This window comes from Delftia sp. ZNC0008, assembly GCF_000799035.1.
GTDB lineage: Bacteria > Pseudomonadota > Gammaproteobacteria > Burkholderiales > Burkholderiaceae_C > Comamonas > Comamonas tsuruhatensis.
In genome coordinates, this window is record NZ_JTKZ01000120.1 from 1 (window position 1) to 10,987 (window position 10,987).

General features: G+C 70.1%; 10 protein-coding genes. 6 read left to right on the plus strand and 4 right to left on the minus strand.

Going from position 1 to position 10,987, the window contains the following annotated elements:
* Positions 1-38 precede the first annotated feature (38 nt).
* From L995_RS04455 to L995_RS04470, 4 genes are all read right to left on the minus strand, one after another.
* A complete protein-coding gene (locus L995_RS04455; protein WP_047469523.1) occupies positions 39-440 on the minus strand; it encodes a DUF1987 domain-containing protein in 402 nt (133 codons plus the stop codon).
* An 84-nt stretch (positions 441-524) separates the two neighbouring features.
* Positions 525-1,097 (minus strand): SiaB family protein kinase, encoded by a 573-nt coding sequence (locus L995_RS04460; RefSeq protein ID WP_016448190.1) that lies wholly within the window; start codon positions 1,095-1,097, stop codon positions 525-527.
* Between the two features lie 9 nt (positions 1,098-1,106).
* Positions 1,107-2,339: a SpoIIE family protein phosphatase gene (locus tag L995_RS04465; RefSeq protein WP_047469525.1), complete on the minus strand. Its 1,233-nt coding sequence runs from the start codon at positions 2,337-2,339 to the stop codon at positions 1,107-1,109.
* A 193-nt stretch (positions 2,340-2,532) separates the two neighbouring features.
* A complete protein-coding gene (locus tag L995_RS04470; RefSeq protein ID WP_017404395.1) occupies positions 2,533-2,796 on the minus strand; it encodes a DUF2789 domain-containing protein in 264 nt (87 codons plus the stop codon).
* Positions 2,797-3,020: 224 nt separating this feature from the next.
* Here L995_RS04470 and L995_RS04475 point away from each other — a divergent pair, with 224 nt between their 5' ends.
* The 6 genes from L995_RS04475 to L995_RS04500 all read left to right on the plus strand — a co-directional run.
* Positions 3,021-4,070, plus strand: a complete 1,050-nt coding sequence (locus L995_RS04475; RefSeq protein ID WP_047469528.1) for a ligase-associated DNA damage response exonuclease — start codon at positions 3,021-3,023, stop codon at positions 4,068-4,070.
* Positions 4,067-5,758, plus strand: a complete 1,692-nt coding sequence (locus tag L995_RS04480) for an ATP-dependent DNA ligase (protein WP_047469531.1) — start codon at positions 4,067-4,069, stop codon at positions 5,756-5,758. The genes L995_RS04475 and L995_RS04480 overlap by 4 nt, the downstream gene beginning before the upstream one ends.
* A 22-nt stretch (positions 5,759-5,780) precedes the next feature.
* Positions 5,781-8,657, plus strand: coding sequence for a ligase-associated DNA damage response DEXH box helicase (locus L995_RS04485; protein WP_047469540.1), 2,877 nt, complete (start codon positions 5,781-5,783; stop codon positions 8,655-8,657).
* Between the two features lie 16 nt (positions 8,658-8,673).
* Entirely contained in the window at positions 8,674-9,405 is a 732-nt protein-coding gene (pdeM, locus tag L995_RS04490; protein ID WP_047469534.1) for a ligase-associated DNA damage response endonuclease PdeM, read from the plus strand.
* Positions 9,406-9,538: 133 nt separating this feature from the next.
* A complete protein-coding gene (locus tag L995_RS04495) occupies positions 9,539-10,156 on the plus strand; it encodes a hypothetical protein (protein ID WP_016448183.1) in 618 nt (205 codons plus the stop codon).
* A gap of 178 nt (positions 10,157-10,334) precedes the next feature.
* Positions 10,335-10,987, plus strand: a 653-nt coding sequence (locus tag L995_RS04500; RefSeq protein WP_047469537.1) for a CorA family divalent cation transporter, incomplete at its 3' end; no start/stop codon positions are given.

Genomic DNA, 10,987 nt, shown 5'->3' on the forward strand with positions numbered 1-10,987 from the left:
AGGAGCGGCGCAGGCGGCGGGTGCTGCCACGGTGTCCATCACGCGGCCTTCACGGGATGGCCGGTGAAGGCAATGGCGGCAAAGTCGTCGCGCAGCTCCTCGCCGAATTCGCAGATGGTGTCGTCTTCCTCGTCGTAGTACCAGTGCAGGGCCACGGTGCGGCCGGCCTCGGCGGCCTCGCTCAGCGCCTCGATGAGGTTGAACAGCATCTTGGTGCTGGAGCTGTTGAAGTAGGCCAGCGCGATGTGCACCTGGATCGGTGCCTGCTGTTGCGCGGGCTGCGCCAGGGCCAGGTAGTCCTGCAGGCGGGTGAGGATGCCGCCATAGAAGGCGGCGGCGTTCTCCGGATAGGACTCGCCACGCAGGTGCAGCGTGTGCGTGTCGAACCGGAAGTCCACTTCCGGGGAGCTGGGGGTCGGAGTGATGTAGAGGTTGTCCATGCGTGATCTCGGTGCGTTGTCCGTGCCTGCGCGCCCGGCCTGTCCAGGTCCGGTGCCGGAGCGTTCCTGGCTGGCCGGTGCGGCTCAGAGCGTGGCTTTCAGGTAGAAGACGGGACGACCGTCAACGGTCTGGGCGGGATCGAAGTCGAACTGCAGCGGCTCGCGCGCATCGCGGGCCAGGGTCAGGAAACCCATGCCCGCACCCTTGCTGCCTTCGGGCGCGTCGTCGCGCAGCGACTGGCGGCAGGCCTTCTTGATCTCGTCCAGGGTCATGCTGCGCAGGGCGTCGAGCTTGGCGCGCAGCGCCTCGCCCATGCCGGGCTCGATGGGGTTGGCGCACAGCAGCACGAAGCTGCCGTCGTCCTCGCGGCGGATGCAGACCGCGCCGTGGCGCAGCTCGCCATCGTCCTGGTGGGGCGGGGTCAGGGCATCGGCCGAGTAATGGATGATGTTCTGCGCCATCTCCACGAAGGACGAGAACAGCTTGCGCCGCGTGGGGCCGGGCACGCCGGCCACTTCCAGCTGCAGCCGCACGGCCTCGGCCATGGCCGCGACGATGTTCTGCGAGAAGTAGCCCACGTAGTAGAAGATCACCTGGTGCTGGCGCGCCAGGTGGAAGAAGCTGCCGTACTTGTCGGCGATCTGTGCTTGGGGCATGGGAGGCATTCAGGTTCTGAAGCAGAAGAAGGTCAGGTCGTCACGGCGGTGGTGCTCGCCTTGCCAGGCCTGCAGGGCGTCCAGCAGGGCGCGGTTGATCTCGGCGGGCGTGCGGCCGGCCTGCTCCAGCAGCAGCTCGCGCAGGCGCTTCTTGCCGAAGGTGATGCCGCGCGGGCCGCCGACCTGGTCGATCAGGCCGTCGGTGGTGGTGAAGACCAGGGTGCCTGCGGGCAGCTCCAGGTCGATGTTGTTCCAGGCGAAGTCGAATTCGCTGTCCACATAGCCCACGCCCTTGCGCTGGCCGTCCACCACCTCCACCGCCTCGGCGCCGGGGTGCAGCAGGAACAGCGACAGGCGCGCGCCTGCAAAGCGCAGGCGCCGGTGCGCGGGCTCGAACCAGAAGCAGGCCGCGTCCAGCCCGTCGTCCGAGCCCGGCGTGCCGTCCTTGCCGTCGAGCTGGCCCAGCATCTGCTTGACGCTGCGGTTCACATGGCCCAGCAGCGCGGCCGGGTCGCGCGGGCCGTGTTCCTTGATGGCCTGGCCCAGGCTGCTGGTGGCGATCAGCGTCATGAAGGCGCCGGGCACGCCGTGGCCCGTGCAATCGGCCACGGTGGCAAACCAGCCATCGCCGTCCTGGCTGAACTGGTAGAAGTCGCCGCCGACCACGTCGCGCGGCTCCCAGACCAGGTCGGCGCCGGGGCAGGCGCGTGCCAGGGCCTCGCGCGAGCTGCGCAGCAGCGACTGCTGGATCACGCTGGCGTATTCGATGCTGTGCATGATCTGGCGGTTGCGCGCCACCTGCATGTCCGCCACCGCACGCATCAGCTGCAGGCCGTGGCCCACGCCCGCGAACAGGCCGCCGCGCGTGATGATGAAGCCGTCGGTCAGCGCCTTTTCACCGTACTCCACGGTCTTCACGGTCAGGGTGTCGATGTCGGTGGAGGCATCGACCACCAGCGGCTCCTTGTCCATGAAGGCGATGCAGCTCTTCTTGCCGTACAGCTCCATGCGAAACGGCTTGCTGAACTGCGACAGGAAGATGCTGCGGTTGATCAGGCCGATGGGGCGGTCGCCCTCCACCACGGGCAGGCTGGCCAGATCGCGGTGGCGCGTGAAGACCTCGAGCACCTTCTCGTTGGTCTCGTCGGCGGTCATGCAGGGTACGGGGGTGCACAGGTCCGCGGCGCTGGGTGGGCGGAAACGGGGCCGGGAATCGCTCAGGTAGGCGCGGGACTCATCCATGGAATGCACATCGCAAAATTGTTAGGGAATGTTACGATTTCCCTGTTTCAGTTTTGTGACGCGGATGGGCCTGAGGGGCAGGCACCTCTTTGGAGGACTGTGAGCCGACAGCCTTCGTCCTGGCGCGGCATGGCCGTTCGCGGCCTGGGGCTGCCGTCCATGCAGGCCATCGGGGTGGACAGGCAGCCTCGCTTCAGCTCAGGCCTTCGGCGCGCCGCCTGACCGCGTCCTCGTGCAGCGACTCGCTGAGCTGGTCGACCACGATGGACCACGACGCATCGGCCTTGAGCTGCTCGGCCAGGAACTGGCGCTGCGCATCGCTCCAGTAGGGCGCATCCACCACATCCACATCGGCGGCCAGCTGGTGGGCGCGGATGAAGTCGGCAATGGCCTGGTCGCTGGCATCCAGGCCCAGCTGCAGGAAGAGATTGGACATGCGGACGACGGAGTTGTTCATGGAGGCGTGTTCGGTGCGTGTGGGATCAAAGGGAGCCGGCGGGCCGGCTGCAGGAAGGGGCCAGGGCGCTATCTTCCCCGATTTGCAGGGCGCCGCAGGCCAGTTGCGGCAGCATGGCAGCGCGGGTAGGTGCAGGCTGACAGCCTGCCGCGCTCCGGGCCAGCGCGCGCCCGTCGACTGCCCCACTAGCATGGGGACATGAGCACTGCTTTCCCCGATCCCGCATGGCCGCCGACCTGATCGTGGCCCGTCCCGAAGGCCTGTACTGCGCGGCCGGCGATTTCTACATCGACCCCTGGCGGCCCGTGGACCGGGCCGTGATCACGCATGGCCACTCCGACCACGCGCGCGCCGGCCACGTCCATTACCTGGCCCATGACGACAGCGCAGGCGTGCTGCGCGCACGGCTGGGCGCGGACATCACGCTGCAGACCCTGCCGTATGGCGAAGCCATCGATCACCACGGCGTGCGCATCTCCCTGCACCCGGCCGGCCATGTGCTGGGATCGGCCCAGGTGCGGCTGGAGCATGGCGGTCAGGTCTGGGTGGCCTCGGGCGACTACAAGACCGAGGCCGACGGCACCTGCACCCCCTTCGAGCCCGTGCGCTGCGACACCTTCATCACCGAATCCACCTTCGGCCTGCCCATCTACCGCTGGCCCCGCCAGCCCGAGCTCATGGCCGACATCAACGCCTGGTGGCAGGCCAACGCGGCCCAGGGCAGGCCCTCTGTGCTGCTGTGCTATGCCTTCGGCAAGGCCCAGCGCATCCTGCACGGGGTGGATAGCGGCATCGGCCCCATCGTCGTGCACGGCGCGGTGGAGCCGCTCAACGCCGTGTACCGCGCGGCAGGCGTGGACCTGCCGGCCACGCTGCGCGTGACCGACCCCGGCGTGGATGCACGACTGCTCAAGACCGCCCTGGTGCTGGCGCCGCCTTCGGCGCAGGGCACGCCGTGGATGCGCCGATTTCCCGGCCATGCCGATGCCTTTGCCAGCGGCTGGATGCAGCTGCGCGGCACGCGCCGCCGCCGTGGCGTGGACCGGGGCTTCGTCATGTCCGACCATGCCGACTGGCCCGGCCTGCAGTACGCCATTGGCGCCACGGGCGCCGAGCGGGTCTTCGTCACCCACGGCAGCGTGGCCGTGCTGGTGCGCTGGCTGCGCGAGCAGGGCCTGGATGCGCAAGCCTTCCAGACCGAATACGGCGATGAGGACGAGGCTGCCGCTGTCTCCGCTGCGCAGGCTGCACCGGATGAGGCGCCCACCCCATGAAGGACTTCGCCGCCCTCTACCGCGCGCTGGACGCCAGCACCGCCAGCCGCGACAAGCAGGCCGCGCTGCAGGCCTATCTGCGCGCCGCCGCGCCTGCCGATGCGGCCTGGGCCGTCTATTTCCTGGCCGGCGGCAAGCCGCGCCAGCTGGTGCCCACCAAGGTCTTGAAGGAGCTGGCGCGCGAGGCTGCCAGCCTGCCCGAATGGCTGTTCGACGAAAGCTACGAGGCCGTGGGCGACCTGGCCGAGACCATTGCGCTGCTGCTGCCGCCACCCGGTGACGCGCACGACCTGGGCCTGGCCGCCTGGGTCACGGACCACCTGCTGCCGCTGCGCGGCATGGCGCCCGAGGCGTTGGCGGACACGCTGCGCATGCAATGGGCGCGGCTGGCGGCCGATGAGCGGCTGGTCTACTTCAAGCTGATCACCGGCGCCTTCCGTGTCGGCGTGTCGCGGCTGCAGGTCACGCAGGCGCTGGCGGCCGTCAGCGGCGTGGATGCCAAGCGCATCGCCCAGCGGCTCATGGGCTACACCCACATCGGCGCGCGGCCCGGGGCGGCCGACTACCTGCGGCTGGTGGCAGGTGAGGAAGAGGGCGATGATGCGCATTCGGGCGAAGCCCGTGGCCACCCCTATCCCTTCTTCCTGGCCCATCCGCTGCAGTTGCCGCTGCAGCAGTTCGACGCCGTGCTCGGCCCGCCGTCCCAATGGGTGGTGGAGTGGAAATGGGACGGCATACGCGCCCAGATCGTGCGGCGCGGCAGCGGTGACGCGCTGGGCACCTGGATCTGGTCGCGCGGCGAGGAACTGGTGAGCGAGCGCTTCCCCGAGCTGCAGGCCATGGGCGATGCCTTGCCTGCGGGCACCGTTATCGACGGCGAGATCGTCGTCTGGGCCGCCCAGCAGGGCGAGGCGCCCGCCCATGTGCGCCCCTTTGCCGACCTCCAAAAGCGCATAGGCCGCAAGACCCTGGGACCCAAGCTGCTGCGCGAGCTGCCCGTGGTGCTGCTGGCCTATGACTTGCTGGAGGAGGGCGGCCAGGACCTGCGCGCCCTGCCCCAGCATGAACGGCGCGCGCGGTTGGAGCAGCTGGTGGCCCTGGTGGCGCACCCGGCGCTGCTGCCCAGCCCCGTGCTGGCAGGCGACAGCTGGCAGGCCCTGGCCGAACTTCGCGAACAGGCCCGCTCCCTGGGTGTGGAGGGCATGATGCTCAAGGCCCGCGACGCCGCCTACGGCGTGGGCCGCACCAAGGACAGCGGCGTGTGGTGGAAGTGGAAGATCGATCCGCTGAGCGTGGACGCCGTGCTCATCTACGCACAGCGCGGCCACGGCCGTCGCGCCAGCCTCTACAGCGACTACACCTTTGCCGTCTGGAACGCGCCGCCCGGCACCGAGGGCCGGGCCCTCGTGCCCTTCGCCAAGGCCTATTCGGGCCTGACCGATGCCGAAATGGCGCGCGTGGACGCCATCATCCGCAAGACCACGGTGGAGAGCTTCGGCCCCGTGCGCAGCGTGCGGCCCACCCTGGTGTTCGAGCTGGGCTTCGAGGGCATTGCACGCAGCGCACGCCACAAGAGCGGCATTGCCGTGCGCTTTCCGCGCATGCTGCGCTGGCGCGAGGACAAGCCTGTGCAGGAGGCCGACTCCATCGACACGCTGGCGGCCCTGCTGCCGCACTCCGACCCGTGACCCACCCTTGACGCACCGCGCCATGGCCACCCGTTCCCCCCATCCCCTCGCCACCGCCTGGCTTGCCGCACGGGGCTGGAAGCCCTTTGCCTTCCAGCGCGCCGTGTGGAAGGCGCTGGCCCAGGGCCACAGCGGCCTGCTGCATGCCACCACGGGCGCGGGCAAGACCTATGCGGTCTGGCTGGGCGCGCTGCAGGCCTTTGCGGGCCCGCCGCAAACCCCGATGCCGGCGCACACCGGAAAACGAAAACCGGCCTCCGCACCGCTCACCGTGCTGTGGATCACGCCCATGCGCGCCCTGGCGGCCGACACGCTCAAGGCGCTGCAGACGCCCCTGCAGGCGCTGGCCCAGGGCCATCCCGCGCTGGCGCGCTGGACCGTGGGCGCACGCACGGGCGATACGGGAAGCGCCGAGCGCAGCGCGCAGTCGCGCCAGCTGCCCACCGTGCTGGTCACCACGCCCGAGAGCCTGTCCCTGCTGCTGGCGCGCGCCGATGCGCGCGAGCTGCTGGGCTCCGCGCGCCTGGTGGTGGCCGATGAATGGCACGAGCTGCTGGGCAACAAGCGCGGCGTGCAACTGCAGCTGGCCCTGGCGCGGCTGCGCGGCTGGAGCCCGCAGCTGAGCGTCTGGGGCATGTCGGCCACGCTGGGCAATCTGGACGAAGCCATGCAGACCCTGCTGGGCTTGGACGACCATGGCCAGCCGCGGCCCGGCGTATTGGTCCAGGGCCAGGTGGACAAGCGCCTGGTGGTGGACACCCTGCTGCCCGACCGGCCCGAGCGCTTTTCCTGGGCCGGCCACCTGGGCCTGGCCATGCTGCCGGCCGTGGTGCGCGAGCTGGAGGCCACGGCCGGCTCCACCCTGGTCTTTGTGAATGTGCGCTCGCAGGCCGAGCTTTGGTACAAGGCGCTGCTGGAGGCCCGGCCCGACTGGGCCGGCCTGCTGGCCATACACCATGGATCGCTGGACCGGGGTGTGCGCGAATGGGTGGAGGCCGGGCTCAAGGCCGGCACGCTCAAGGCCGTGGTCTGCACCAGCAGCCTGGACCTGGGCGTGGACTTCCTGCCCGTGGAGCGCGTGCTGCAGATCGGCTCGGCCAAGGGCATTGCACGGCTGCTGCAGCGCGCGGGCCGCTCGGGCCATGCGCCGGGCCGGCCCTCGCGCATCACCCTGGTGCCCACGCACAGCCTGGAGCTGGTGGAGGCCGCCGCCGCCCGCGCTGCCGTGCGCGCGCAGCAGGTGGAAATGCGCGCCAGCCCCCGCCAGCCCGCCGACGTGCTGGTGCAGCACCTGGCCACCGTGGCCCTGGGCGGCGGCTTCGTGCCCGATGAGCTGTATGCCGAAGTGCGCCGCACCGTCGCCTACGCCGGGCTGGCGCCTGCGGTCTGGCAGTGGTGCCTGGACTTCGTGCACCGCGGCGGCCCCTCGCTGGCCGCCTATCCCGACTACCAGCGCGTGCGGCCCGACGCGGAGGGCATCTGGCGCATGCCCGACGCGCGGCTGGCGCGCAGGCACCGCGCCAACATCGGCACCATCGTCAGCGACGCCAGCATGAGCGTGCAGATCCTGCACGGCGCGCGGCTGGGCAGCATGGAGGAGAGCTTTCTGTCGCGCCTGTCGCCCGGCGATGCCTTTGTCTTCGCGGGCCAGGTGCTGGAGCTGGTGCGCATCGAGGACATGACCGCCTACGTGCGCCGCGCCGCCAGAACGCGGCCCACCGTGCCGCGCTGGGCCGGCGCGCGCATGCCGCTGTCCACCGTGCTGGCCGACTTCGTGGTGCAGCAATTGGCGCTGGCGGCGGCGGGCGACTACCACTCGCCCGAGCTGCGCTGCGTGCGCCCCCTGCTGGAAGTGCAGCAGCGCTGGTCGGCCCTGCCCACGCCCGCTACGCTGCTGGCCGAAACCCTGCGCACGCGCGAGGGCTGGCACCTGTTTCTCTACCCGTTTGCAGGTCGCCATGCCCATATGGGCCTGGCCAGCCTGCTGGCCTGGCGCGCCGCCCAGGGCGAGACGGGCACCTTCTCCATCGCCGTCAACGACTACGGGCTGGAGCTGCTGAGCGCCACCGAGCGTGACTGGGCCGCCATGCTGCCCGAGCTGCTGCGCGCCGAGCCGGCCCAGGCCGTGGCAGTGCCCGGGCGCGTGTCCGCCAGCCAGGCGGTCGCCACGCGCAACACCGCCAATGCGGACCGCCACTGGGACCAGGCCGCCGACGACGCCCACCTGGCGAGCGATGACGCGCGCCACGCCCTGCTGCACGAAGTGCTGGCCAGCCTCAACGCCACCGAGATGGCAAGGCGGCGCTTCCGCGAGATCGCCCGCGTCTCGGGCCTGATCTTCCAGAGCCACCCGGGCGAGCGCCGCAGTGCGCGCCAGCTGCAGGCCTCGTCACAGCTGTTCTTCGAGGTGTTTCGCAAGTACGACGACAGCAACCTGCTGCTGCGCCAGGCCGACGAGGAAGTGCTGAGCCAGGAACTCGATGTCGCCCAGCTGCTGGCCGCGCTGCGCCGCATGCAGGCCCAGCAGCTGGTGGTGAGCGCGCTGCGCCGGCCCAGCCCGTTTGCCTTCCCGCTGATGGTGGAGCGCTTTCGCGAAAAGCTCACCAACGAGCATCTGGCCGACCGCATCGCGCGCATGCTGGCCCAGCTGCACGAGGCGGCAGATGCTGGCGGTGCAGCCAGCGAGCCGCGCACGCAGGACCTGGTCCCGCCCGATCCACCGCTGCGTCCACGGAAAAAAACCAAGGCAGACCAGCCCCCCGCCGTGGACGAGGACACGGCCGCCGTGCGCCGCACGCTGGATTTCTCGCTGCAGGCCACCGACGGCCCCGAGGCCGATGCCGCCAGCCGCCGCCCGCGCCGCGTACGCAAGCCCTCGCGGCCCTTGCCGCTGCTGTAGAACCATTGCACCGCTGATGAAAGGCCACGCACCGTTGCCAAGTCCTGTTTCCCCCGACGCCCTGGCCGGCAGCCTGGGCATGTTCCTGGCCGGCGAGCCCGTGCACCTGCTGGCCCAGCATGCGCTGTGGTGGCCCGCCCAGGGCACGCTGTTCATCGCCGACCTGCACCTGGGCAAGGCCGCCACCTTCCGCGCGCGCGGCATCCCCGTGCCGGCGGGCACCACGCAGGGCAACCTGGAGCGGCTGTCGGCCCTTCTTCTGGGCCTGCCCGTGCGGCGGCTCGTGGTGCTGGGCGACTTCCTGCACGCGGCCGAGGCACGCAATCCTGCTGTACTGGCTGCACTGGCCCGCTGGCGCAGCCGCCATGCGGCCGTGGAACTGGTGCTGGTGCGCGGCAACCATGACAGCCATGCAGGCGATCCGCCGCCCGCGCTGGGCTTTGCCATCGTGGACGAGCCCTGGCACCTGGGGCCGTTCGCCGCCTGCCATCACCCCCCGCCGCCAACGCAGGACCTGCAGGCGCAGCAGGCCCGGCCCTGGCATGTGCTGGCCGGCCATGTCCATCCCGCCATCGTGCTGCGCGGCGCCGGCCGCGACGCCCTGCGCCTGCCGTGCTTTGCCGTACACGCTGGCTTTACCCTGCTGCCCGCCTTCGGCCTGTTCACCGGCATGGCCAGCCTGCCGCCCGAGCCAGGCCGCCAGCTCTTTGCCGTGGGCGCGGACCGGGTCTGGGCCGTGCCTGGGTGAGCCCAGGGATGTAATCGGGCGTAATTCTCCGCAAGGCCGTTGTTCCCTACAGTGACTCCCGCAGCAAGCGTGGCGGGACAGCAGGCAGTGCCCGGGGATGCCGCAGCGCTTTTCGTTCCACCAGGAGGAATGCATGGGCGTTCAACTCAATTTCTTCAACCAATCGAACGACGCGAACCACCCGCAGATCGTCATCTTCCAGAAGAACGTCGCCAGCGACCTCGATGCGCCTGCCGTGGCTTGGCGCGTCATCAAGTACTGCGGACAGGGCGACAACCATCCGTTCACCTTTCCGCTGGGTCTGCAGGTCGGCGCCAGCGACAGCCATGGCAACTGCACGCCGCAGCTGGAGGCGCAGTATGGCCAGCAGTTCCAGATGGCACCGTCCACCGCCGGCGATCGCCTGGCGCCCGCAGGCTACGGCGCCAGCTCCAAGGAAGTGCAGGTGCTCAACGCGCTGCCCCAAGGCGCCATCAACGCCAGCTGCTACAAGGACGGCAGGCTGCTGGCCGTCAAGACCGCGATTGCCCCCCGGCAAAAGGCCGTCTTCGAGTTCAAGCCCAGCATCTGGATCGGCGTGGCCTCGCACATCCAGCAGGGCCAGATCATGAACTCGGCCATCGTCTCCCAGATGAACACCGAAATCTCCCTGCTGGGCATCTCCCGTGCCGACATCGTGATGCGCGGCGGCGGCTCGGGGGCGAATTCCCGCCCCTTCTCGTTCTCGCTGGAGAACGTCGTGATGTGCTGATGCAGGGTCGCGGCAAGGGGAGGGGAGGAGCAGGGGCAGTGAGGGGGCGGAGAGGGGACGCAAGGGCCTGTGCATGACAGTCTGATGACGCCTGTCACATCCCTGTCATGGACGCAGCCAAGAATCCCGCACTTGCCCGGCCCGCGCAGGCCACTTCCGCAGGTGCTTCCTCCTCCCCATGACCGATGCAGCCTCCCCCCTGGCACAGGCCCACGAAGACGCAGGCCTGATCTGCGGCTGGCGCTTCTTCAGTGACACACGGCAGTGCGTGCAGGCCGTGACGGCGCCATCCGCCGCGCAGTGGCTGGCCGATGCCGCAGCCCGGTCCGATGCGGGCCGGCGCGATTTCCTGTGGCTGCACTTCAACCTGACCCACACCCAGTCCCTGCGCTGGCTGCAGCGCCATGCGGGGCTGCCCGACGTGTTCTATGCCGCCCTGCGCGAGGGCCTGACCTCCACGCGCATCGAGCGCGCCGACGACAGCCTGGTCGCCGTGCTCAACGACGTGAACTTCGAGTTCAACTTCGATTCGGCCGACATCGCCACGCTGTGGATCTGCCTGGACGAGCGCCTGGTCATCACCGCGCGCACCCAGCCGCTGCGCTCTGTCGATGCCCTGCGCGACGCCGTGCGCCGCGGCGACAGCCCCGCCAGCACGGCCGAGCTGCTGGAGCACCTGATGCGCACCCAGGCCGATGTGCTGGTCAAGGTGGTGCGCGAGACCACGGCGCGCGTGGACGACATCGAGGACGCCATCCTGGCCCAGCGCTACCACCATCCGCGCGCCCACCTGGGCCGGCTGCGCCGCCTGCTGGTGCGCCTTCAACGCGG

Coding starts and splice junctions, on each gene's coding strand:
- L995_RS04455 (WP_047469523.1), bottom strand. CDS start 440: ATGGACAACCTCTACATCACTCCGACCCCCAGCTCCCCGGAAGTGGAC.
- L995_RS04460 (WP_016448190.1), bottom strand. CDS start 1,097: ATGCCCCAAGCACAGATCGCCGACAAGTACGGCAGCTTCTTCCACCTG.
- L995_RS04465 (WP_047469525.1), bottom strand. CDS start 2,339: ATGGATGAGTCCCGCGCCTACCTGAGCGATTCCCGGCCCCGTTTCCGC.
- L995_RS04470 (WP_017404395.1), bottom strand. CDS start 2,796: ATGAACAACTCCGTCGTCCGCATGTCCAATCTCTTCCTGCAGCTGGGC.
- L995_RS04475 (WP_047469528.1), top strand. CDS start 3,021: ATGGCCGCCGACCTGATCGTGGCCCGTCCCGAAGGCCTGTACTGCGCG.
- L995_RS04480 (WP_047469531.1), top strand. CDS start 4,067: ATGAAGGACTTCGCCGCCCTCTACCGCGCGCTGGACGCCAGCACCGCC.
- L995_RS04485 (WP_047469540.1), top strand. CDS start 5,781: ATGGCCACCCGTTCCCCCCATCCCCTCGCCACCGCCTGGCTTGCCGCA.
- pdeM (WP_047469534.1), top strand. CDS start 8,674: ATGAAAGGCCACGCACCGTTGCCAAGTCCTGTTTCCCCCGACGCCCTG.
- L995_RS04495 (WP_016448183.1), top strand. CDS start 9,539: ATGGGCGTTCAACTCAATTTCTTCAACCAATCGAACGACGCGAACCAC.